General features: G+C 67.8%; 21 protein-coding genes. 12 read left to right on the forward strand and 9 right to left on the reverse strand.

Annotation, left to right across the window (positions count from 1 at the left end; translation table 11 throughout):
* Positions 1 to 56 precede the first annotated feature (56 nt).
* From JT720_RS10295 to JT720_RS10310, 4 genes are all read right to left on the reverse strand, one after another.
* On the reverse strand, positions 57 to 2,120 hold the full coding sequence (locus JT720_RS10295) for a 3-hydroxyacyl-CoA dehydrogenase NAD-binding domain-containing protein (protein ID WP_205481172.1): 2,064 nt from the start codon (positions 2,118 to 2,120) through the stop codon (positions 57 to 59).
* Between the two features lie 10 nt (positions 2,121 to 2,130).
* Positions 2,131 to 2,910: an SDR family NAD(P)-dependent oxidoreductase gene (locus JT720_RS10300; protein WP_205481173.1), complete on the reverse strand. Its 780-nt coding sequence runs from the start codon at positions 2,908 to 2,910 to the stop codon at positions 2,131 to 2,133.
* Between the two features lie 2 nt (positions 2,911 to 2,912).
* Positions 2,913 to 3,692 carry an SDR family oxidoreductase gene (locus JT720_RS10305; RefSeq protein WP_205481174.1) on the reverse strand — a complete coding sequence of 260 codons (780 nt, stop codon included), beginning with the start codon at positions 3,690 to 3,692 and terminating at the stop codon, positions 2,913 to 2,915.
* Positions 3,693 to 3,819: 127 nt separating this feature from the next.
* Positions 3,820 to 5,076: an acyl-CoA dehydrogenase family protein gene (locus tag JT720_RS10310; protein WP_205481175.1), complete on the reverse strand. Its 1,257-nt coding sequence runs from the start codon at positions 5,074 to 5,076 to the stop codon at positions 3,820 to 3,822.
* A gap of 67 nt (positions 5,077 to 5,143) precedes the next feature.
* Here JT720_RS10310 and JT720_RS10315 point away from each other — a divergent pair, with 67 nt between their 5' ends.
* Together JT720_RS10315 and JT720_RS10320 are read left to right on the forward strand one after the other, a co-directional pair.
* Positions 5,144 to 6,298 (forward strand): acyl-CoA dehydrogenase family protein, encoded by a 1,155-nt coding sequence (locus tag JT720_RS10315; protein WP_205481176.1) that lies wholly within the window; start codon positions 5,144 to 5,146, stop codon positions 6,296 to 6,298.
* Positions 6,299 to 6,303: 5 nt separating this feature from the next.
* The gene (locus tag JT720_RS10320) at positions 6,304 to 7,434 is read left to right on the forward strand and encodes an acyl-CoA dehydrogenase family protein (RefSeq protein WP_205481177.1); all 1,131 of its coding nucleotides are present in this window, start codon (positions 6,304 to 6,306) and stop codon (positions 7,432 to 7,434) included.
* A gap of 72 nt (positions 7,435 to 7,506) precedes the next feature.
* Here the strand turns inward: JT720_RS10320 and JT720_RS10325 are convergent, their stop codons facing one another.
* A complete protein-coding gene (locus JT720_RS10325) occupies positions 7,507 to 7,887 on the reverse strand; it encodes a PaaI family thioesterase (protein WP_205481178.1) in 381 nt (126 codons plus the stop codon).
* A gap of 199 nt (positions 7,888 to 8,086) precedes the next feature.
* On the opposite strand from JT720_RS10325, the gene JT720_RS10330 reads away from it, so the two are divergent.
* Both JT720_RS10330 and spt read left to right on the forward strand, forming a co-directional pair.
* Positions 8,087 to 8,332 (forward strand): acyl carrier protein, encoded by a 246-nt coding sequence (locus tag JT720_RS10330; protein WP_205481179.1) that lies wholly within the window; start codon positions 8,087 to 8,089, stop codon positions 8,330 to 8,332.
* Positions 8,333 to 8,354: 22 nt separating this feature from the next.
* A complete protein-coding gene (gene spt / locus JT720_RS10335; protein ID WP_237219870.1) occupies positions 8,355 to 9,593 on the forward strand; it encodes a serine palmitoyltransferase in 1,239 nt (412 codons plus the stop codon).
* On the opposite strand, the gene JT720_RS10340 is transcribed toward spt, so the two are convergent.
* Entirely contained in the window at positions 9,586 to 10,746 is a 1,161-nt protein-coding gene (locus tag JT720_RS10340; protein ID WP_205481181.1) for a chymotrypsin family serine protease, read from the reverse strand. The two genes, spt and JT720_RS10340, sit on opposite strands and share 8 nt — an antisense overlap.
* Positions 10,747 to 10,820: 74 nt before the next feature.
* Here JT720_RS10340 and JT720_RS10345 point away from each other — a divergent pair, with 74 nt between their 5' ends.
* Complete coding sequence (locus JT720_RS10345; RefSeq protein ID WP_205481182.1) at positions 10,821 to 12,770, forward strand: ATP-binding protein; 1,950 nt, start codon at positions 10,821 to 10,823, stop codon at positions 12,768 to 12,770.
* 10 nt (positions 12,771 to 12,780) lie between these two features.
* Here JT720_RS10345 and JT720_RS10350 read toward each other — a convergent pair whose 3' ends face one another.
* Together JT720_RS10350 and JT720_RS13855 are read right to left on the reverse strand one after the other, a co-directional pair.
* Complete coding sequence (locus JT720_RS10350; RefSeq protein WP_336511987.1) at positions 12,781 to 14,094, reverse strand: DNA-packaging protein; 1,314 nt, start codon at positions 14,092 to 14,094, stop codon at positions 12,781 to 12,783.
* Entirely contained in the window at positions 14,091 to 14,606 is a 516-nt protein-coding gene (locus tag JT720_RS13855; protein WP_237219807.1) for a hypothetical protein, read from the reverse strand. Before JT720_RS13855 ends, JT720_RS10350 begins: the two co-directional genes overlap by 4 nt.
* A gap of 380 nt (positions 14,607 to 14,986) precedes the next feature.
* On the opposite strand from JT720_RS13855, the gene JT720_RS10355 reads away from it, so the two are divergent.
* From JT720_RS10355 to JT720_RS10365, 3 genes are read left to right on the forward strand one after another with little or no spacing between them, the layout of a single operon-like run.
* A complete protein-coding gene (locus tag JT720_RS10355) occupies positions 14,987 to 15,547 on the forward strand; it encodes a glycoside hydrolase family 108 protein (RefSeq protein ID WP_336511988.1) in 561 nt (186 codons plus the stop codon).
* A gap of 30 nt (positions 15,548 to 15,577) precedes the next feature.
* Complete coding sequence (locus tag JT720_RS10360; RefSeq protein ID WP_205481185.1) at positions 15,578 to 15,991, forward strand: holin family protein; 414 nt, start codon at positions 15,578 to 15,580, stop codon at positions 15,989 to 15,991.
* Between the two features lie 40 nt (positions 15,992 to 16,031).
* Positions 16,032 to 16,952 (forward strand): alpha/beta hydrolase, encoded by a 921-nt coding sequence (locus tag JT720_RS10365; protein WP_205481186.1) that lies wholly within the window; start codon positions 16,032 to 16,034, stop codon positions 16,950 to 16,952.
* On the opposite strand, the gene JT720_RS10370 is transcribed toward JT720_RS10365, so the two are convergent.
* Positions 16,949 to 17,521 (reverse strand): hypothetical protein, encoded by a 573-nt coding sequence (locus JT720_RS10370; protein ID WP_205481187.1) that lies wholly within the window; start codon positions 17,519 to 17,521, stop codon positions 16,949 to 16,951. The genes JT720_RS10365 and JT720_RS10370 overlap by 4 nt on opposite strands.
* Positions 17,522 to 17,673: 152 nt before the next feature.
* Here JT720_RS10370 and hslV point away from each other — a divergent pair, with 152 nt between their 5' ends.
* From hslV to JT720_RS10390, 4 genes are all read left to right on the forward strand, one after another.
* Positions 17,674 to 18,207 carry an ATP-dependent protease subunit HslV gene (hslV, locus tag JT720_RS10375; RefSeq protein WP_205481188.1) on the forward strand — a complete coding sequence of 178 codons (534 nt, stop codon included), beginning with the start codon at positions 17,674 to 17,676 and terminating at the stop codon, positions 18,205 to 18,207.
* Positions 18,208 to 18,248: 41 nt separating this feature from the next.
* Positions 18,249 to 19,364 carry an FAD-dependent oxidoreductase gene (locus JT720_RS10380; RefSeq protein WP_336511989.1) on the forward strand — a complete coding sequence of 372 codons (1,116 nt, stop codon included), beginning with the start codon at positions 18,249 to 18,251 and terminating at the stop codon, positions 19,362 to 19,364.
* Positions 19,365 to 19,444: 80 nt separating this feature from the next.
* A complete protein-coding gene (gene hslU, locus JT720_RS10385) occupies positions 19,445 to 20,746 on the forward strand; it encodes an ATP-dependent protease ATPase subunit HslU (protein ID WP_205481408.1) in 1,302 nt (433 codons plus the stop codon).
* A 288-nt stretch (positions 20,747 to 21,034) separates the two neighbouring features.
* On the forward strand, positions 21,035 to 21,337 hold the full coding sequence (locus JT720_RS10390; protein WP_205481189.1) for a GIY-YIG nuclease family protein: 303 nt from the start codon (positions 21,035 to 21,037) through the stop codon (positions 21,335 to 21,337).
* The last annotated feature ends 34 nt before the right edge of the window (positions 21,338 to 21,371 follow it).

Raw genomic sequence — 21,371 nt, forward strand, 5'->3', positions numbered from 1 at the left:
AAGCTCCGCCTGACGCAAGCGGGGATCCAGATACACGGAAGCTCACCTCCACGCGTTTACCGCGCGGTAAATTTCTCCGCTTTTTCCGCCTTGTCCAGCAGCAACTTGGAAAAACTGAAGTCGCTGCCCATGCGCTCTTCCTGGCGGCGAAGGCCCTCGACGATCTTCGCCGCGCCCTCGGTGTCCGCCCAGAACATTGGGCCGCCGCGATAGACCGGCCAGCCGTAGCCATAGACCCACACCACATCGATGTCGGACGCGCGCTGGGCCATGCCCTCCTCCAGGATCTTCGCGCCCTCGTTGACCATCGTGTAGAGCGTGCGCTCCATGATCTCCTGGTCCGTGATCTCGCGCGGGGTCACGCCGGCCTTGGCCCGGAAGTCGTCGATGATCTCTTGCACCTTGGGGCTCGGGCTTGGGCGGCGCTTCTCGTCATAATCGTAGAAGCCGGCGCCCTTCTTCTGCCCCCAGCGATCCACCGCGCACAGGGCGTCGCGGATGTTCTCGATGCGGGTCGGGTCGCGGTGCCAGCCGATGTCGACCCCGGCGAGGTCCGCCATCTGGAACGGCCCCATCGGCATTCCGAAGTCCACATGCACCTTGTCAATCTGCGCGGGGGTCGCCCCTTCCAGCAGCAGCTTGGTCGCCTCAGTCTGGCGCGGGATCAGCATGCGGTTGCCGATGAAACCGTAGCAGACCCCCGCCACCACCGCGACCTTGCGGATCTTCTTGGCCAGTGCCATCGCCGTCACCAGCACGTCCGGCGCCGTCTTCGCCCCGCGCACCACTTCCAGCAGCTTCATGATGTTAGCCGGCGAGAAGAAGTGCAGGCCGAGCACGTCCTGCGGCCGGCTGGTCGCCGACGCGATCTCGTCGATGTTGAGGTAGCTGGTGTTGCTGGCGAGGATTGCGCCCGGCTTCGCCACCTTGTCGAGCCGCCCGAAAATGTCCTTCTTGATGTCCATCTGCTCGAACACCGCCTCGATGATGAGGTCGCACTCGGCCAGATCGTCGAAGTTCAGTGTCGGCTTCAGCAGCCCCATCGCCTGCCCGACCTGCTCGGCCGTCAGCTTCCCCTTGGCCGCGCTCGCCTGATAGTTCTTCAGCATCACGCCCGTGCCCCGGTCGAGCGCGTCCTGGTTCATCTCGACGATCGTGACCGGGATGCCAGCCGACAGGAAGTTCATCGAGATGCCGCCACCCATCGTCCCGGCGCCGATCACGCCGACCCGCTTGATCTCACGCGGCTTCGTGTCCTCGGGGATGCCGTCGATCTTGGACGCCTTGCGCTCGGCGAAGAAGAAATATTGCTGCGCCTTGGCCTGCGTGCCGCTCATCAATTCCATGAACAGCTTGCGCTCTTCCAGCACGCCTTCGGCATAGGGCTTCTGCGTCGCGACCCGCACCGCCTCCAGGTTCTTCATCGGCGCCTCGAAGCCCTTGAAGGTACGCGGGTTCGACTTGATGAACTCGTCGAACACGGCCGGGTCCGCCTCCGCGATCTTGTCCTGCCGCTCGCTCGACCTGGGCAGCGGCCGCACCTCGGCGACTTCGGTCGCATACGCCACAGCATGCTGCAGCAGGTGCTCCGGATAGAGCCGGTCCACGAGGCCGATATCGCACGCCTCCTTGGCGCCGATCGGTGTCCCGCTGGTTGTCATCTCCAGAGCCTTCTGGACACCGGCGACGCGCGGCAGCCGCTGCGTCCCGCCTGCGCCCGGCAACAGGCCGAGCTTGACCTCGGGCACCCCCAACTTCGCCGACGGCACTGCCACCCGATAGTGGCAAGCCAGCGCTACCTCGAGCCCCCCGCCCAGTGCCGTTCCGTGGATCGCGGCGACCACCGGCTTGGAGCAATTCTCGATGATGTCGACCACCTGCGGCAGCATCGGCGGCGCGAACGCCTTGGGTGTGCCGAACTCGCTGATGTCGGCGCCCGCGAAGAAGGTCTGGCCTTCCCCGATGATCACGACTGCGGCCACGCCCTCATCGGCTTCGGCCTCCTCGATCCCCTTCACCAACCCTTCGCGAACGGCATGGCCGAGCGAATTCACCGGGGGATTGTTGGACGAGATGATAAGGACGTGGCCGTGCTTTTCCGTGCTGATCGGGCTGGTCATGGTCGCTCCATCAAATGGCCGTGCGGCCGTAGCTCTGGTTGTTGAAAGGGTGGGACGACGACAGCCCGCCATCGACGACCAGGGCGTGGCCGTTGACGTAGCTGCTTTCGTCGGACGCCAGGAACATGGCGGCGTGCGCGATTTCCGACGGATGGCCGCCGCGCTTCAGCGGATTGAGATGACCGAGCCGGTCCTCGACTCCCTTGGCCCGCGCCCGCTCATAGACGTACTCGGTCATGCCGGTCTCGATCAGCCCGGGGCAGATGGCATTCACGCGCACGTTCGAACCCGAGAGTTGCTGCGCGGCGGTCTTCACCAGGCTGATCACGCCAGCTTTCGACGCAGAATAGGCCGGTCCGCCCGCGCCCGAGCGCAGCCCCGCCACGCTCGCCGTGCAGATGATGGACCCGCCGCCCACCTCCTTGATGACGGGCGCGGCATGCTTGATCGCCAGAAACGGCCCGATCAGGTTCACCCGCAGGATCTCTTGCCAGTCCTCGACGGATTGCTCGAAGATCGACGCGAGCCCCCCCGAGATCCCTGCATTGGCAAAGAAGCCGTGCAGTCCCCCATGCTCCTCCCGCGCGATGGAGACGAGGCGCACGATGTCGTCCTCGTTGCCTGCATCGGCAACATGGTCGGCGCCCTTGAGGTCGGCCCCGATCACCGTCGCGCCCTGCTCCCGGAACAGCTCCGTCGTGGCCTTGCCGATGCCCGAGCCAGCACCCGTGACGATGATGATCTTGCCGGCAAGGCGTCCCTGACGAGTCTCTTCGGGAATGATGCTCATGCCTAGAACCCCGCTCCGAACGTGGATCCGCCGTCCACCACCAGCGTCTGGCCGGTGACGAACGTGGATGCCTCGCTCGCGAGGAAGATCGCAGCCCCGGCCAGCTCCCGCGGCTCACCGATCCGCTTCAGTGCGGCGACCGAGGTGACGCGCTTCAGGATGTCCGGGTTCTCCCACAGCGCCCGTGCAAAGTCGGTCCGCACCAGCCCGGGCGCGATCGCATTCACCCGCACACCGCTCGGCCCGAACTCGGCCGCCAGGTTGCGCACCAGCTGCAGGTCCGCCGCCTTGGAGATGTTGTAGGCCCCGATCACCGTCGAGCTGGTCAGACCTCCAACCGAGCTCACGATGATGATCGAGCCATTGCCTCGCTCCACCATTTCCGGCGCGACCATGCTGGTCAGCCAGTGGTTGGCCAGGACGTTATTGTCCATGATCTTGCGGAACTGGTCGTCCGTGATCCCGGCCATCGGGCCGAAATAAGGATTGGACGCCGCGTTGCAGACCAGCACGTCGATTTTCCCGAACTGCCGCCGCGTCTCGTCGACCAGTGCCTGCAGCGCCGCCTTGTCGGAGATGCTGGCCGCGACCGCGATCGCCCGCCCTTCGCCATGCGCCGCGTTGATGGCGCCTGCCACCTCCTCGCACGCATCCTGCTTCCGGCTGGAGATAACCACCCGCGCCCCTTGCGCCGCCATCTCCTCCGCAATCGCCCGCCCGATCCCCCGCGAGGATCCGGTGATGATGGCGACCTTCCCGGTCAGGTCGAAGAGTGAGGTCAAAGCTAATCTCCCTTGGTCGCTCGTCCTGAGCGGAGGCTCGCTAGAGCCGTAGTCGAAGGGCGTTGCCCTGGACCAGCGCCCTTCGACTTCGCTACGCTCCGCTCAGGACGAGCGTGGTTCTGGCGTCCTACGGCACCTGCGGATCACTCACCGCATGCTTTCCGAACTCGATCCGCGCGATGCTGCGGTTGTGCACCTCGTCCGGCCCATCCGCCAGCCGCAGCGTTCGAATTCCAGCCCACGAATGCGCCAGCGGCGTATCCTGGCTCACCCCGGCGCCGCCGAATGCCTGCACCGCATCGTCGATGACCTTCAGCGCCATGGTCGGCGCTTTCACCTTGATCATCGCGATCTCGGCCTGCGCGGCCTTGTTGCCCGCCTTGTCCATCATGTCCGCGGCCTTGAGGCACAGCAGCCGCGTGCAGTCGATCTCGATCCGCGCCTCGGCGACCCGCTGCTCCCAGATCGAATGCTCCATCAGCCGCTTGCCGAACGCCACCCGGCTCTGCAGCCGCCGCACCATCAACCCCAGCGCCTCTTCGGCCGCGCCGATGGTGCGCATGCAATGGTGGATGCGCCCCGGCCCGAGCCGCCCCTGCGCAATCTCGAACCCGCGGCCCTCGCCGAGCAACAGGTTCTCCGCCGGCACCCTCACGTCCTTGAGCTCGATCTCCATGTGCCCGTGCGGCGCATCGTCATAGCCGTAGACGTTCAGTGCGCGCTCGACGGTCACGCCGGCAGAGTCCATCGGCATCAGGATCATCGATTGCTGGGCATGCTTGCGCGCCTCGCGGTCGGTCTTGCCCATCAGGATCGCGACCTTGCAGCGCGGATCGCCTGCGCCGCTGGACCACCACTTGCGGCCGTTGATGACATATTCGTCACCCTCGCTTCGGATATCGCACTGGATGTTTGTCGCATCGGAGCTCGCCACCCCCGGCTCGGTCATCAGAAATGCGGAGCGAATCTCCCCCCGCATCAGCGGCGCCAGCCATTGGTCCTTCTGCGCCCGCGTTCCGTAGCGGTGCAGCACCTCCATGTTGCCGGTGTCGGGCGCCGAGCAGTTGAACACCTCGCTCGACCACAGGATTCGCCCCATCTCTTCGGCGCACAGCGCATATTCGAGGTTGGTCAGCTGCTCGCCCTCGAACGGAAAGCTCTCGTCCACATGCTGCAGCGCGCCGCCCGGCGGCATGAACAGGTTCCACAAGCCCTGGCGCTTCGCCACGGGCTTCAGCTCCTCGATCACCTGCAGCGGCCGCCAGCGGTCGCCGGTCGCCAGCTCACGATAATAATCGCCGACTCGCGGCCGCACATGAGCATCGATGAATTCGCGCACCCGGTCCCGGAAGTGGGCCTGTCTTTCGGTCAGGTCGAAGTCCACTCGATCACCTCCTACTTTCCGTGCGCGTAAAGTGCGCTAGAACGCATGGCATCGGAGGACAAGTGTGATGGCTGACCTGGATCAATTCCGCGCCGAGACCCGTGCCTGGCTCGAGGCGAACTGCCCGGCGGAGATGCGCACGCCGATGCGCTCCGAGGACGACGCCTGCTGGGGTGGCCGCAACTGGACCTTCCAGTCAGATGCCCAGCGCCAGTGGCTCGAGGTCATGGCGACACGCGGCTGGACCGTCCCCGACTGGCCGAAGGAATATGGCGGCGGCGGCCTCTCCGCTGCGGAAGCCAAGATCCTCCGCGAAGAAATGCGCAGCCTCGGCTGTCGCAGCCCGCTGTCCAGCTTCGGCATCTCCATGCTCGGGCCGGCGCTGCTGAAGTACGGCACCGAAGAGCAGAAAAAGCGCTTCCTCCCCGAGATCGCTCGCGGCGAAATCCGCTGGTGCCAGGGCTATAGCGAACCCGGCGCCGGCTCCGACCTCGCCGGCCTGCAGACCAAGGCTGAAGACAAGGGCGACCACTGGCTGGTCAACGGCCAAAAGGTCTGGACCTCTTACGCCGACAAGGCCGACTGGATCTTCTGCCTCGTCCGCACCAGCACCGAATCGAAGCACGGTGGCATCAGCTTCCTGCTGTTCGACATGGAGTCGGAAGGCGTCACCACCAAGCCGATCCTCCTCATCAGCGGCTATTCGCCCTTCTGCGAGACCTTTTTCGACAACGTCCGAGTCCCCAAGGACCAGGTGGTCGGCGAAGTGAACAAGGGCTGGGACGTCGCCAAATATCTCCTTGGCCACGAACGCGAGATGATCAGCGGCATGGGCCTGGGCGGCGGCTCGTCCGTGCTCGGCAAACAGGTCGGCCCGATCGACGACCCCGCTCTGCGCGCCGAGATCGCCATGTTCGATGTCGATGCCCTCGCCTTTACCGCCATGAGCGAGCGCTTCATCGACCAGCTGAAAGCCGGCGAGGCCCACCCGGCCATGCCGTCGATGATGAAATACGCCGGCACCGAGCTCAACAAGCGCCGGCACGAACTGATCATGGCCGCCGGCGGCTCCGAAGCACTCGAATGGGACTCCGACCGCACGCGCGGCGGCAAGCCCGCCCGCGACTGGCTGCGCACCAAGGCCAACTCTATCGAAGGCGGCACCAGCGAAATCCAGCTCGGCATCGTCGCCAAGCACATCCTGCGCCTTCCCGGAGCCTGACCCGAATGACCCTCCTCACCGACGACCAGAAGATGCTGCAGGACACCGCCCGGACGTTCCTGGCGGAAGAAGGCACGATCAAGAAGCAGCTCCGCCACTGGCGCGACACCGGCTGCAAGGACGGCTTCGGCCACGCCCTGTGGAAGCAGTTCGCGGGGCTTGGCCTCACCGGGATTGCCATCCCCGAGTCGGCCGGTGGCCTCGGCCTCGGCTCCACTGAAGCCGCGCTGGTGCTGGAGGAGATCGGCCGCAACCTCACGCCGTCGCCGTTCCTCACCACGGCGGTCGCCGCCACCCGCGCCCTCGACGGCACTGCGCAGGGCGACAAGTGGTTCCCCGGCATCCTCGCCGGCGAGACCGTCGCCGCCCTGGCCATCGATGAGGCCAAGCGCCACGCGCCCGAACAGACCGCGCTGGAGGCCAAGCGCTCCGGCAACGGCTTCACCCTCAACGGCGCCAAGCAGTTCGTGGTCCACGGCGCCTCCGCCGACGTGATCCTCGTCGCCGCCCGCACCGCCGGCAGCCCCGGAGAGCGCGACGGTATCACCCTGTTCGCGGTCGAGCGCGGCGCCTCCGGCCTCGACACGGAAAACCTCGGCCTTACCGACCACAGCAAGGCCGCCCGCCTGACCTTCGACAACGTCGGGGTCGACGCCGACGCCGTCGTCGGGGAAGTCGACCACGGCTGGGCTCCGCTCCAGCGGGCCCTCACCGCTGGCCGCGCCGGCTCGGCTGCGGAGCTCGTCGGCGTCGCCGCCGGCGCGTCCGACATGACTGTCGACTATCTCAAGCAGCGCAAGCAGTTCGGCAGGCTGATTGGCGAGTTCCAGGTCCTCCAACACCGCGCCGCCTACCTCTACGGCGAAATCGAGATCGCCCGCGCCGCCGCCTACAAGGCCGCCGAACTCATCGACTGGGCCGACCCCCGCGCCGAGCTGATGACCAGCGTCGCCAAGGCCAAGGCCATCACCTCCGCGGCGCTCGCCGTGCAGGAAGGCGTCCAGATGCACGGGGGCATCGGCATGACCGACGAGCACGACATCGGCTTCTACATGAAGCGGGAAGCCGTGCTGGCCCAGCTGTTCGGCGACGCGCGCTACCACGCCGCAAGGGTGGCGGAACTCAGCGGCTACTAATGAGACCGCGCTCACCCTGAGCCTGTCGAAGGGTTCTTCCGACGCTTCGACAAGCTCAGCGAGAGCGCACCCTCACCGCTCCAAAAGGAAATTCATCCGCGCACTGGCAATCGGCGTCGCCCGGTCCTTCTGCCACGCAAACGCCTCGACATTGGCGATCCGAGTTCCCAGCCGCTCCACCGTGGCGCAGGCGAACGTGTCCCGGTCCCGCCCGCCGAGCATATAGTCGACCGTCACCGTAATCGGCTTCATCGCGAGCCGCTCGTCCCCGACCCGCTCCAGCAGCGTGGAATAAGCCGCAAACTCCAGCAGCCCCGCAATCGCCCCGCCGTGCAGATAGTCCGGGCGCCCCACCACATCGTCATGGAAGGGCATCACGAACAGCACGCTCCCGTCCTCCCGCCGTTCGGACCGAAGTTGCAGCAGGTGGGCATAAGGAGGAAGCTCGCGCATGCGAGGCACTTACCTCCTGCACCCCCATTCCGTCACCCCCGCGAAGGCGGGGGTCCATCCCCGAAACTCCGCACCTGCTGCGGCGGCTGGAGATGGAGCCCCGCCTTCGCGGGAATGACGGCGCGGCCGGGCCCACCCCCCGCCACCTTCCCGCCCCATTCGATTGTCACGGGCAGCCGCGACCATTAGGAACCCGCCCATGACCGACCGCGACGAACGCTTAGCGACGATCCTCCGCCTGATCGAAGAGTTCAACAAGAAGGGCGTGGAGGTCACCGAAGCCACCCGCTTCGCCCAGGACCTCGAATGGGACAGCCTGACGGTGATGGACTTCGTGGCCGCGGTCGAAGACGAATTCGACATCATCATCACCATGAACCGCGCGGCCGAGATCGAGACCGTCGGCCAGCTGGTCGATGCCGTCGCCGAGCTCAAGGGCGAATAAGATGACCGATCCGGGCCTCGCCATGACCGCCGACGCCGGCAAGCCCGCCCCGCGTGGCACGGCGCCCGACCTGTTCGACAAGTTCCAGCCGCTGATCGACCAGCGCGCCGCGCTGCTGTCGACCGGCCTCACGGACCCGTTCAACCTGGTCATGCAGCGGGTCGAAAGCCCGACCGTCGCCATCTGCAACGGCCGCCGCACCATCCTGCTCGGCACCTACAATTACATGGGCATGACGTTCGACCCGGACGTGATCGCCGCCGGCAAGCAGGCGCTCGACGAGTTCGGCAGCGGCACCACCGGCAGCCGCGTGCTGAACGGCACCTACCAGGGCCACCGCGAGTGCGAGGACGCGCTCCGCGACTTCTACGCCATGGACCACGCCATGGTCTTCTCGACGGGTTACCAGGCGAACCTCGGCATCATCTCGACCATGGCCGGCAAGGATGACTACATCATCCTCGATATCGACAGCCATGCGTCCATCTACGACGGCTGCGCGCTCGGCAACGCCCAGGTCGTCGCCTTCCGCCACAACGACGTGGACGCGCTCGAAAAGCGCCTCAAGCGCCTGCCTGCGGAAGCCGGCAAGCTGGTCGTCCTCGAAGGCGTCTATTCCATGCTCGGCGACATCGCGCCGCTAAAGGAGATGGTCACCATTTCCAAGGCTCACGGCGCGATGGTGCTGGTGGACGAGGCTCACTCCATGGGCTTCATCGGCGAGAACGGCCGCGGCGTGTCCGAAGCCGCCGGAGTGATCGACGATGTCGATTTCATCATCGGCACCTTCTCGAAATCGGTCGGCACCGTCGGCGGCTTCTGCGTCTCCAACCATCCCAAGTTCGAGATCCTGCGCCTCGTCTGCCGACCCTACGTCTTCACCGCTTCGCTCCCGCCAAGCGTGGTCGCCACCGCCGCCACCTCCATCCGCAAGCTAATGCACGGCGGCGACAAGCGCCGGCACCTGCTGGAGAACAGCAAGCGCCTCCACTCCGGCCTGAAGACCCTTGGCTTCCAGCTCGGCACCGACGAACCGCAAAGCGCGATCATCGCCGTCATCATGCCCGACCTCGAACGCGGCGCGGCCATGTGGGAAGCGCTCCTGCACGAGGGCCTCTACGTGAACCTCGCCCGGCCTCCCGCAACTCCGCAGGGCATGACCCTGCTCCGCTGCTCGCTCTGCGCCGAGCACTCGACCGAGCAGGTCGCGGAAATCCTCGGCATGTTCGAAGCCGCGGGGAGAAAGACGGGCGTTATCTAGCCCGCACCAACCGCCAGCCATCAGGCAGGTAATCGACCGACATATAGTAATAAAAGGCGCATTCGCCCCCCGGTCGGTAGGCGCCGCCCTTCAGGATCCCCACCGCCGTTGTCCCAATGAACACCGGCGACCCGCTGTCCCCGCGCTTGCAGGCCGGACCCGTGGCCGTCACCCAGCTGGCGGCACATGGCCCGCCGCACAATTCCCCCGGGGGCGCGAAGTCGACCAACTCGATCGCCGAACAGGCATAGCCGCTGCTCTCGCCGCGCATGCAGACGAAGTCGCCGGCCCGGGTCTGCGGCCGGGTCCGCCAGGTCTGGAGCGGCCGCAATACCGATCGCTCCCGGTCGACGTAGAACCTCCCCTCGGGCGCTCCGACCCCCGTGTTCACCTGCACGTCGCGATAGCTGAAGCCCCATTGCCCGGCGAAAGTCAGCCCGCGCTCTTCCCCATCCGGTCCCCGGTACAGCAGCTGGTCCGGGCAATGCGCCGCCGTGGTGATCCCCGCCCGGCTTCCATCGCTCACCACGAAGCTGGTCGTGCAGACGTAACGCCGCGCGTCCTGGAACCCTTCCACCCGCGATCCGCCCACCGCCGCCGCATTGCGCATCGCGGCCGGGAACGCCCGCACCAGCACGGGCACGCCGGTCAGCGCCGTCAGCTCCTCCGCCAGTCCCGGCATCTCGTCCCGGGGGAGGACCAGCAGCGCACCCGTTCGCGGGTCATGGCCAAGTCCCCGCAGTCCGGGAACCCGTCCGGCGATGGTGAAGCGGTGCCGCGCGATCGCGTCCAGCACCTGCAGTCGGGTTGCCGCCGCACCCACCTGGAAACGCACCGGCACGCCGTCCTCGACGAAGCTCGCCGGCTGCTCCGCGCCCGTCAGCAGCACCGTGATTCCCCAGTCCGGCTGGTGATCGATCGCCATGCCAGCCAGCCGCGGCGCATATTGCACCCGCAGCCGCTCGGTCACCGCCACGCTCGCCTCCTGCAACCGCAGCCGACGCTCCGCCTCGTCCAGCGCCACTCCGAACGCGCGGGCATACTCGGCCGCATCCTGCCGCCATGCGTCGGCCGGTGTCTGCACGGTGGGATCGGCCGCGTTTGCGGGGGCCGCAGCAAGCGCCAGGAGCAGCGGAATAACCGGGAATCGCATCGACCCGCCCCTTATCACGCCTTTGCTGAACGAACGGACTTCCTTCGCTGCGTCGGGAAGCTTACAGAGGTGCCATGACGGCAGTTGCCGAAGAACGGCAGTTCGACTGGCGCCGGGGGGGCGCCGCCGCTGGAGCATTGTTCGCCACGCTGATCCTGCTTGGCATGGTGCTCCTTGTCGCCCTCTCCAACCAGGCCCGCGACACCGCCCTCAACCAGGAGCGGCGGTCCTACGACGTCACCCTGCTGACCCGCACGGTGGACGCCACCATCGCCCGGGCCGAGGCCGCGCTCGGGCGCTTCGTCCTCGACGAACTCCCCGACAAGAGCGGCGCAATCTACTCGGACCAGTGGCGCCTCGCCGAGCTCCAGATCAACCAGCTCGACACGCTGGTCCGACGCAATCCGGATCAACGCCAGCGCGTGGCCGAGCTTCGCCAGCTCTACCAGCAGCGCGGTGCGGAGCTGAACGAGGCCGCTCTCGCCGCGCTCAAGCGCAAGGGCCAGGGCGGCCTCCTCATCTATTGGCAGACTTCCAAGGACACCAACAAGGGGCCCGGCCCGGCGTTGCGCCGCAAGCTCAACGAGATCGCCGATGCCGAACGCGCCGCCTTGCGCGCGAGCATGGCGCAGACCCAGTTCTTCTCGGCCGAAGCGGACCGGCTGACGGACTATCTCTCCTGGCTTGGCGTGATCGTCGGCCTCAGCGCCATCTTCCTTGGCCTGGTCGCCGTCCAGAACGTCCGCCAGATCGCCGCCGCACGCCGCGAGGCCGAAACGCTGGAGCGCGCGGTTGCCCTGCGCACCCTGGAGCTGTCCGAAGCCAACGCCGCTCTGAAGCAGGAGGCGCAGGAGCGGCAGGCCGCCGAGGCGCAGCTCCGCCAGGTCCAGAAGATGGAAGCCGTCGGCCAGCTGACCGGCGGTATCGCGCACGACTTCAACAACATGCTCGCCGTGGTCGTCGGCGGCCTGGACCTCGCCCGCCGCCGCCTCAACGGTCCGAAGCGCGAAGTCCTGCTGCACCTCAACAACGCGATGGAGGGGGCCACCCGCGCTGCCGCGCTGACCCGCCGCCTGCTGTCCTTCGCCCGGTCCGAGCCGCTGATGCCCGCCCGCGTGGACCCGAACGGCCTCGTCACCGGTATGATCGACCTCCTCGATCGCACCATCGGCGAGCGGATCACGATCGAGACCGACACCGCGCCCGACAGCTGGCCGATCTTCGTCGACCCGCACCAGCTCGAGAATGCCATCCTCAACCTCGCGGTGAATGCCCGTGACGCCATGAACGGCGACGGAGCGATGCGCATCACGACCGAGAACGTCCGCCTCGCTGCGAACCAGGTCGGCGACATCCAACCCGGCGATTACGTCCGCATTGCCGTCAGCGACACCGGCTGCGGCATGACGCCCGAAGTGATGGAGCGCGCGTTCGAGCCCTTCTTCACCACCAAGGAGGTCGGCAAGGGCACGGGCCTCGGCCTTTCCCAGATCTTCGGCTTCGCCCACCAGTCGGGCGGCGAGGTCGGCATCGAGAGCACGGTCGGGGTCGGCACCACTGTCTCCATTTACCTGCCCCGCTCCGAAGGCGCGGAGGTCCGCATGCACCCCGCCATGTCGCGCACCGAGGCGGAGCCTGCCGTGCCGGGGGCCCGGATCCTGCTGGTCGAGGACGACCCCCGCGTCCGCGCCGCCACGGTCGGTGCGCTGGAGGACCTCGACTACCAGCCGGTCTCCTGCTCCTCCGGGGCCGAGGCCATCCGCCTGTTCGAGGCGGGCGACTTCGACCTCGTCATCTCCGACGTGATCATGCCGGAGATGACTGGCCCCGAGCTGGTCCGCGAACTCAAGCGCCGCCGTCCCGACCTCGCCGTGCTGTTCGTCACCGGCTATGTCGGCGACGAGGGCGAGGACCTCGTCGGCCACGACCTCCTGCGAAAGCCGTTCACCGTCCACGCCCTCGCGACCGCCGTGGCGACCGCGCTCACCAGCCACCCGCCCCAGCCACAGCGCAAGGCCGGCTGACCCCAAGGCGTTACAACCGCCGGACCCGCGGCGCACCCGCGCCCTGCAGCATCAGTTCGCTCAAGGCCCAGACCATGGCATCGGCTCGGTCCGGCGATCCGTGCCCCTGATAGCCGCCCACGGTCAGCTGCGTCAGTTCGTCCTCCAGTTTCGGAAACATCCCTGCCAGCTTCACCCGGCCAGCCTCGAACAGCGTGGCGATCGGCTCGGCCCGCGCCGCCTTGCCCCGGCTGGCCCATGCGCGCCTGACCGGCAGACCGCAGTCGGCGGCGCGCAGCACCTGCTCCACCATCGCCCCGCCATTGTTCGCCTCCGCGATCACCCGGTCGGCGCCCCATCCCGCAGCCGCCTCCCCCACCCTTCGCGCCCAGCCCTCCGGCCCCTCGCGCTCCACGCTGCAATCGGCCAGGACCGCCGCGGTCTGGTCCGCCAGCCGCGCACAGACCACGATCCCGCAGGCATCGCCCCGGTCACCGGCCGGAGGATCGACCCCGATCACCACCCGGGTGATCGACTCCTGCGACAGCGCACCGACCCGGCAATCCTCCAGCGTCGCCCGCCGCCACAGCGCACCCTCGGCCTCCCCCAGCACCTCGCCGTCCAGCTCTTGCCGGGCGAGCCGCGTGCCCGCGTAGGCTTCCTCCATGGTCTCCAAGAAAGCGGACGGGAGATGATAATTCTCGCGCGTCCGCCCGCCGGTCGTGCGCGTGCCCGACAGCTTCTGGATCTCGCCCAGCAACTCCGTGTTGCCCGGCGTCGTGGTCACGACCACCCGCGGGCAATCACCGAGGCGCAGCCCCATCATCAGATTGTCCCAGGTCGGCTTCGCGTCGCTCCACTTCCCCAGTTCGTCCGCCCACGCGAAATGATGCTGCGGCCCGCGCAGCCGGTTGCCGTCCGCGCCCGAGAACAGCTGCGCGACCGCCCCGTTGGAAAAGCGCAGCTCATGCTTGCCCGGCTTCCAGTCCGGCAGGTCGTTGGGTGGCGCACAGGCCAGTAGGCCGCTCTCGCCTTCCACCATCACGCGCGCCGCCTCGTCCAGGTTGCCGCCGACCAGCGCAATCCGCGCCCCGGGCGTTCGGCGCACCTGTTCGAGCACCCACTCGGCCCCGGCGCGCGTCTTGCCGAAGCCGCGGCCCGCCAGCATCAGCCACACCCGCCAGTCGCCCTCGGGCTCCAGCTGCCGGTCGAGCGCCTGCCAGTCCCACCGGAACGCCAGCCCGCAGCGTTCCTCCGGCGGCAGTTGCAGCCATAGGCCAACCCTCTTCTCCAGGCTCAGATCGTTGGCGCGCCGTAACGCGTCATGCAGTCGCTCCAGGCTCACTCGCCCTGCCCCTGCTTGCGCGCCTTGGCTTCGGCTTCCCGGTCGTAGCGCTTCAATCCTTTCTCCAGCCGCTCGATGATCTTGAGGTCGTCGACCGGCGTGAAGCCCTTCCCCTCCTTCAGCGCTGCCAGCTTGCGTTCGTGGTTCTGGAGCAATGCAAAGGCCAGCTTCGCATCCATCGGAGCCACAAGCTCGCCAGCCCTCCCTCCCGGTGCGATCTCCCCTACCGCTTCCCGGGCCCGCTCCAGCAGCCCGGCCTCCAGCGCGGCATAGCCGTCCTCCAGCACCCGTTCCCACCGCGCGCGGAACTCCGGCTTGGTCCGTCGCCACCGGTATGCGGACGCATAGGACACGCCCGCCCGATCCGCGCTCTGCCGGACATTGGCCGTCTCGGTCAGCGCGTCCAGGAACACCTTCTGCTTGGCCCTGCCGAACGCGTCGGACCGCCCGCGACGCGCCTGCACGACGCGCCCCTTGCCGCCACCGAATGTCCCCTCCTCTTCGCCCATCATGCTCTCCCCTCCCCGGGCACAAAAAAAGCCGCGGAAGGAACACCTCCCGCAGCCCAGTGCCACTCATGCTGCCACTTACCGGAGGAGCGTGACGATGTCAAGCATTTTGTGCCGTTCTGGTTACATATTATTGCTGATCGACCGCGCTCACGCTGAGCCTGTCGAAGCGCTTTTCCGCCCTTCGACAAGCTCAGGGTGAGCGCTCGAAGCTAGAACTCGACCACTAGCGCTTACGCTGAGCCTGTCGAAGCGCGGATTATATGCCTCGAAGTGCTTACGATGGTTCCACGCCCCACTCCACTATCTGGAGAAGACGCTGTCCTACAGCAAACCTGTTTGGTTACCTGCTCTCGACTCGGACCAATCAATGGAGTGCAAACGTGGAAACGCCAGACATCGAAGACCTGATCGACGCCCTGATCGACCGCGAGGGAGGCTTTGTGAACCATCCGGCCGACCGGGGTGGCCCGACCCGCTACGGCATCACGGAGGCCGTCGCCCGCGCACACGGCTATGCCGGCGCCATGGCCTGCCTCCCCCGCCAGGACGCGGAAGCCATCTACCGGCGCCTCTACTGGACGCGGCCCCGCTTCGACGAGGTCGCCTCCCGCGCTCCCCGGGTGGCGGCCGAGCTGTTCGACACCGGCGCCAACATGGGCCCCGGCGTTGCCGCCACCTTCCTTCAGCGTGCGCTGACTGCCCTTAACCGCAATGGCGGGGATTACATGGACCTCGTCCCCGATGGCCGGATCGGTCCGCGCACTCTCAATGCCCTCGACGCCTTTCTCGCGGTCCGCGGCTCCTCCGGAGAGATCGTCCTGCTGCGTGCGCTCGAGGCGCTGCAGGGCGAACGCTACCTGCGCCTGGCCGAAAAAAGGCCTGCGAACGAGGCCTTTCTTTACGGCTGGCTCGCGAACCGGATTGGTGAGTCCGTCGGCTGACCCCGAAACGTAAGATCCCAGGAGACCCCCATGTCCATTCTCGAAGCCGTGATCGGCCCCGTCGCCAAGCTCATCGACAAGATCATCCCCGACCCGCAGGCGCGCGATCGTGCCAAGCTCGAACTGCTGAAGCTCCAGGGCGACCAGGAAATGGCCGCCATCGCCCAGCAGATGCAGGCGATCATCGCCGAGGCCCAGTCCCCCGACCCGTGGACCAGCCGCGCCCGGCCGAGCTTCCTCTACGCCATGTATGCGCTGATCCTGTGGGCCATCCCCATGGGCCTGATCGCGGCGGTGAACCCGGCCATGGCCGACGGCATCGCGCGGGGCATGACTGCCTACCTGCGCGGCATCCCGGAAGAACTCTATGCTTTGTTCGGGACCGGCTACCTCGGCTACACGGCCGCCCGGACCTGGGGCAAGGTGAAGGGCGCCGAGAAGTAGGCGAGGCAACCGAACGGAGGAGGGGAGGGTTGGCAGCGGAATGAACGACAACCGGCCCCTCTCCCGTCCTCGTCCCGCCCCCCACCGGTGGCGCAAGGGACCGGCATGGCTTGCCTCGCTGGCGGCGCTCAGCGGCTGCACGCCCGCCGGCCTGCTCAACGGGCTCGACCGTCTGACACCCACCGCCGAAGGGTCTCGCCGGGCCGCCCGCGGGATCGCCTACGGTCCCGAACCCCGCCAGCAGCTGGATATCTGGGTCCCGAGCGGCAGGCGCCACCAGAACCAGAAGCTCCCCGTGGTGGTCTTCTTCTACGGCGGCGGGTGGAATAGCGGCAGCCGGGGGGACTATGGCTTCGCTGGCGCGGCCTTCGCCGGCCAGGGCTTCGTCGCGGTCGTCCCCGACTACCGCCTCGTGCCCGAGGTCCGCTTTCCCGCCTTCGTCGAGGACGGGGCACTCGCCATCCAGTGGGCGCAAGATCATGCGGCGAGGTTCGGCGGCGATCCCGACCGGATCACCGTCGCCGGCCATTCCGCCGGTGCCTACATCGGCGCCATGCTTGCCCTCGATCCCAAGTGGCTCCGGCAGGCGAGCGTCGATCCGCAAGTGATCAAGGCGGGCGCCCTGCTCGCCGGCCCGTACGACTTCGCCCCGTTCACGGAGCAGCGCGGCCGCGACGCCTTCGGTCATTGGGTGAGCCCGCACGAAACCCAGCCTGTCAACTTCGCCCGGAAAAACGCGCCCCCGTTGTTCCTCGCGCATGGCAGCGCCGACCGCGTAGTCCTCCCTCGCAACAGCCGCCGCCTCGCGCAGCGGCTGCAGCAGGCCGGTGCTCCCGTCACCCTGAAGCTGTACGAAGGCGCGTCCCACACGGACGTGATCGTGGCCCTGTCCCGTCCCTTCCGGCGCAAGGCGACAGTGCTCGCCGACAGCGCCGCCTTCCTGCGCGACAACTCGCGCTAGAAGCGGATCCGCGCCGTCGCCTGCAGGCTGTGGCCCCGCTGGCGGCTCTCCGTGTCCGGCACCGCCATGGAGCCTTCCGGACCGGTCAGGCTCATCATCCGGTCCGCACTGCTCTCGGACGCGGCGCCGGTCGGATCGATCGCTCCGCCCTTCACCCGCGTGAACTGATAATGCGCCCCGATCTCCAGCGGCCCGACCCGACGCTCCAGTCCGGCGCCCATCTGCTTGCCGCTTTCCAGCCGCCCCATGGACCCGGCACCCAGCGCCAGCGGATCGCCCGGCCGGGTGCGCCGCTGGACCTTTCCGCTGCTCGCCACCAGCCGGGTCCTGTCACCGACCGGCACCACCAGCCGCGCGCGCTTGCCGGTAAGGTCGCTTCCGTCGCGCTGCAGGGTGAACGGCGGCGGCTCGACCAGCCCTTCGGTCGACGGGTCGGACAGCTTCATCCGCGCGGTTAGGTCGGCCCGGTGCTGATCCTCGGGAAGGCCGAGTGCAAGACCGCGCACCGGCTCGATGCTGAGCTTGGAATCCTTGGCGATCGCGGGCGCAGCCGCGGGCAGCAGGACCATCAACGACAGCAATCGAAACGGACCCGTCACCATGCCAGGCACAACACTCCGTTCGTCGTTTGGCTCCGGCCTGCATCATGGCGGGACTTGCGCAGCTTGCAACCGGGAAAAACCCTTCCCACTTCGCTGTCCGCACCAGAGCGGGAGAAATCATGGAAAGCTGGCACGGGACCACGATCCTGGGCGTGAAGAAGGACGGGCGGACGGTGATCGCCGGCGACGGCCAGGTCTCGATGGGCAACACGGTGATGAAGCCCAACGCCCGCAAGGTCCGCCGCCTGGGCGCCGACGGCAAGGTCATCGCCGGCTTCGCTGGCGCGACCGCTGACGCCTTCACCCTGTTCGAGCGGCTGGAGAAGAAGCTTGAAGCCAGCCACGGCCAGCTGATGCGCGCCGCGGTCGAACTCGCCAAGGACTGGCGCACCGACAAGTACCTGCGCAACCTCGAGGCGATGATGATCGTCGCCGACGCTGAGGTTCTGCTGATCCTCACCGGCAACGGCGACGTGCTGGAGCCCGAGGGCGGCATCGCGGCGATCGGGTCCGGCGGCAACTACGCCCTCGCCGCCGCCCGCGCCCTCACCGAATATGAGCCCGACCCCGAAAAGCTCGCGCGCCGAGCCATGGCGATCGCGGCCGAGGTCTGCGTCTTCACCAACGACCGGCTCACGATCGAGACCGTCTGACCGCTCGCCTTGCGCGGGCGCAGCCACTAAAGCTCCGGCGGGTGATCGAATCCCCTCTCGCCCGCCGCACGCTTCTTCGTTCCGCCGCCCTCACCGGCGCAGCCCTCGCGCTGCCCGGCTGCGCCACCGTCTCCATTCGCCGCACGGTCCAGGCGACCTGCCTCCCGCCCGTCAACGTCGACCCGAGCCGGGTCATCCGCACCGTCGCGGGCCTGCGCCCCTATCGCGCCTCCGGCTTCGTCGTCCGCGCCGAGCCGCTCGGCTCCAAGCGCCTCGTCCACAATTACGGCCATGGCGGCGCCGGCATCACGCTGAGCTGGGGCAGCGCCCGCCTCGCCACCCAGCTCGGCCTGCAAGGTCACGCCGGTCCCGTTGCGGTCATCGGCGCCGGCGCGCTCGGCCTCAGCACCGCACGCCTGGTGCAGGAGGCCGGCTTCCCCGTCACCCTCTACACCGCCCAGCTCCCGCCGGAGACCACCTCCAACATCGCCGGCGGCCAGATCTCCCCCTTCGGCCACTACCGCGAGGGCTCCGTCACGCCGGAGTGGCAACAGCAGTTCCTGTCCGCGATGGAATACAGCTGGCGCCGCTTCCAGCTGCTGGTCGGCGACGACTACGGCATCCGCTGGCTGACCACCTACACGCAAGGCCACGGCGACCCGGACCCGACCGACCCGCTCCACCGCTTCCACCCGGCCAGCCGCACCCTCACCTCCGCCCAGCATCCCTTCGCGCTCGACGGCATGGCCAGCTACGACACCATGTACGTCGAGACTGGCCGCTATCTCCGCCAGCTCACCCGCGACATCCTCCAGGCCGGCGGCAAGCTGGAGGTGCGCCGCTTCGCGACCCCGGCCGACATCGCCACCCTGCCCGAACCCCTCATCTTCAACTGCACCGGCCTCGGCTCGCGCGAGCTGTTTGGTGACACGGAGCTTCAGCCCGTGCGCGGCCAGCTCGCCATCCTCCTGCCTCAGCCGGAGATCCGCTACGCCTTCACGGGCGACGCCGGCTACATGTTCCCCCGCCCCGACGGCATCATCCTCGGCGGCACCTTCGAGCGCGGCCAGTCCTCCACCATCCCCGAGGCCGCCGCCATTGCCCGCATCCTCCAGACGCACCGGCAGGTCTTCTCCTCCTTCCGCTGCGTCGCTTGAAGTGCCCCGCCCCGCCACTCATCTAGCGGGGGATGAACTACCAATCTCCCATCCCGCAGGGCAGCGGGGAGCAAACTGACATGACCGCCGGCCTCACCCCCAAGGCGATCGTCGCCGCCCTGGACGAGCATATCGTCGGCCAGACCGAGGCCAAGCGCGCAGTCGCAGTCGCGCTGCGCAACCGCTGGCGCCGCCAGCGCCTCAGCCCGGAGCTGCGCAACGAGGTCACGCCCAAGAACATCCTGATGATCGGGCCCACGGGCTGCGGCAAGACGGAGATCAGCCGCCGCCTCGCCCGCCTCGCCGACGCGCCCTTCGTCAAGGTCGAGGCCACAAAGTTCACCGAGGTCGGCTATGTCGGTCGCGACGTCGAGCAGATCGCCCGCGACCTCGTCGAGGAAGCCGTCCGCCTGGAGAAGGAACGCCGCCGCGAGCGCGTCCGCGAAGCCGCGGAGGACGCCGCCATGGACCGCCTGCTCGACGCCCTTACCGGCAAGGGCTCCAGCGAGGCGACCCGCGCTTCCTTCCGCCAGCGCTTCTCCGACGGCAGCCTCGACGGGGCGGAAGTCGAGATCGAGGTCAGCGAGGCACCGCAAATGCCGTTCGACCTGGGCGGCATGGGCGGCCAGGTCGGCATGATCAATCTCGGCGAGATGATGGGCAAGGCGTTCGGCGGCCCGCCCAAGAAACGCCGCAAGCTCAAGGTCCGTGAAGCCTTCCAGCGCCTCACCGAGGAGGAGGCCGACAAGCGCCTCGACCAGGACGACGTCAACCGCACCGCGCTCGCCGATGCGGAGGCTAACGGCATCGTCTTCCTCGACGAGATCGACAAGATCGCCGTCTCCGACGTGCGGGGCGGCTCCGTCAGCCGCGAGGGCGTTCAGCGCGACCTCCTGCCGCTGATCGAGGGCACCACCGTCGCGACCAAGTACGGCCCGATTAAGACCGACCACATCCTGTTCATCGCGTCGGGCGCCTTCCACGTCGCCAAGCCCGCCGACCTGCTGCCGGAGCTCCAGGGCCGCCTGCCGATCCGGGTGGAGCTACAGGCCCTGACGCAGGAGGACTTCGTCCGCATCCTCTCCGACACCCGCGCCAGCCTGACCGAGCAGTATCGCGCCTTGCTGGCGACCGAGGAGGTCACGGTCGAGTTCGCCGAGGACGGCATCCACGCCCTCGCCCGCGTCGCGGCGGAGGTGAACCAGGCGGTCGAGAACATCGGCGCCCGCCGCCTGCAGACGGTCATGGAGAAGCTGCTCGAAACCATCAGCTTTGAAGCGGAGGATCGCCGGGGCGAGACCCTCGTGGTGGACGCCGCCTTCGTCGACCAGCAACTCAGCGGCATCGCCCGCAACGCGGACCTCTCACGCTACGTGCTCTAACGACGCGCCAGGCAACCTGAACACCTCGCGCTCACGCTGAGCCTGTCGAAGCGTGTCCCCACGCTCACGCTGAGCCGGTCGAAGCGTCCTCAACCACCCTTCGACAAGCTCAGGGTGAGCGCGTGGGGAGAAGCCCCCCGACCAAGCCGCGCTCACGCTGAGCCTGTCGAAGCGCGTCCCCACGCTTCACTCAACGCCCGTCGAAGCCCACTCCACATCCATGTCGCCCGCCCCTACAGCCCGCGCGCTCACCCTGAGCCTGTCGAAGGGTGACCAGGACCAAAGCCGATGCCCTTCTTCACCTACATCCTCCGCTGCAGCGACGGCAGCTATTACACCGGCCACACCGACGACCTCGACACCCGCATGGCGCAGCACGCGGTCGGCGAAGGTGCCAAGTACACGGCCGAGCGCCTGCCCGTGCAACTGCTCTGGTTCACGGACTGCCAGACGCGGGAGCAGGCCTTCGAGCTCGAGAAACAGCTGCAAGGCTGGTCTCGCCGAAAGAAGGAAACCCTGATGCGCGGCGACTTTCACCTGTTGCCGGAGCTCAGCCGGTCACGAGGTCACCCTTCGACAAGCTCAGGGTGAGCGCAAAGGAGCCAAGCCTCAACCGCTTGCGCTC

The organism is Sphingomonas arenae, assembly GCF_016924655.1.
GTDB lineage: Bacteria > Pseudomonadota > Alphaproteobacteria > Sphingomonadales > Sphingomonadaceae > Sphingomicrobium > Sphingomicrobium arenae.

What these genes read in the sequence shown, in the direction of transcription:
- JT720_RS10295 (WP_205481172.1), bottom strand. Translation starts at nt 2,120, where the DNA reads ATGACCAGCCCGATCAGCACGGAAAAGCACGGCCACGTCCTTATCATC.
- JT720_RS10300 (WP_205481173.1), bottom strand. Translation starts at nt 2,910, where the DNA reads ATGAGCATCATTCCCGAAGAGACTCGTCAGGGACGCCTTGCCGGCAAG.
- JT720_RS10315 (WP_205481176.1), top strand. Translation starts at nt 5,144, where the DNA reads ATGGCTGACCTGGATCAATTCCGCGCCGAGACCCGTGCCTGGCTCGAG.
- JT720_RS10320 (WP_205481177.1), top strand. Translation starts at nt 6,304, where the DNA reads ATGACCCTCCTCACCGACGACCAGAAGATGCTGCAGGACACCGCCCGG.
- JT720_RS10325 (WP_205481178.1), bottom strand. Translation starts at nt 7,887, where the DNA reads ATGCGCGAGCTTCCTCCTTATGCCCACCTGCTGCAACTTCGGTCCGAA.
- JT720_RS10330 (WP_205481179.1), top strand. Translation starts at nt 8,087, where the DNA reads ATGACCGACCGCGACGAACGCTTAGCGACGATCCTCCGCCTGATCGAA.
- spt (WP_237219870.1), top strand. Translation starts at nt 8,355, where the DNA reads ATGACCGCCGACGCCGGCAAGCCCGCCCCGCGTGGCACGGCGCCCGAC.
- JT720_RS10340 (WP_205481181.1), bottom strand. Translation starts at nt 10,746, where the DNA reads ATGCGATTCCCGGTTATTCCGCTGCTCCTGGCGCTTGCTGCGGCCCCC.
- JT720_RS10345 (WP_205481182.1), top strand. Translation starts at nt 10,821, where the DNA reads ATGACGGCAGTTGCCGAAGAACGGCAGTTCGACTGGCGCCGGGGGGGC.
- JT720_RS13855 (WP_237219807.1), bottom strand. Translation starts at nt 14,606, where the DNA reads ATGATGGGCGAAGAGGAGGGGACATTCGGTGGCGGCAAGGGGCGCGTC.
- JT720_RS10360 (WP_205481185.1), top strand. Translation starts at nt 15,578, where the DNA reads ATGTCCATTCTCGAAGCCGTGATCGGCCCCGTCGCCAAGCTCATCGAC.
- JT720_RS10365 (WP_205481186.1), top strand. Translation starts at nt 16,032, where the DNA reads ATGAACGACAACCGGCCCCTCTCCCGTCCTCGTCCCGCCCCCCACCGG.
- JT720_RS10370 (WP_205481187.1), bottom strand. Translation starts at nt 17,521, where the DNA reads ATGGTCCTGCTGCCCGCGGCTGCGCCCGCGATCGCCAAGGATTCCAAG.
- hslV (WP_205481188.1), top strand. Translation starts at nt 17,674, where the DNA reads ATGGAAAGCTGGCACGGGACCACGATCCTGGGCGTGAAGAAGGACGGG.
- hslU (WP_205481408.1), top strand. Translation starts at nt 19,445, where the DNA reads ATGACCGCCGGCCTCACCCCCAAGGCGATCGTCGCCGCCCTGGACGAG.
- JT720_RS10390 (WP_205481189.1), top strand. Translation starts at nt 21,035, where the DNA reads ATGCCCTTCTTCACCTACATCCTCCGCTGCAGCGACGGCAGCTATTAC.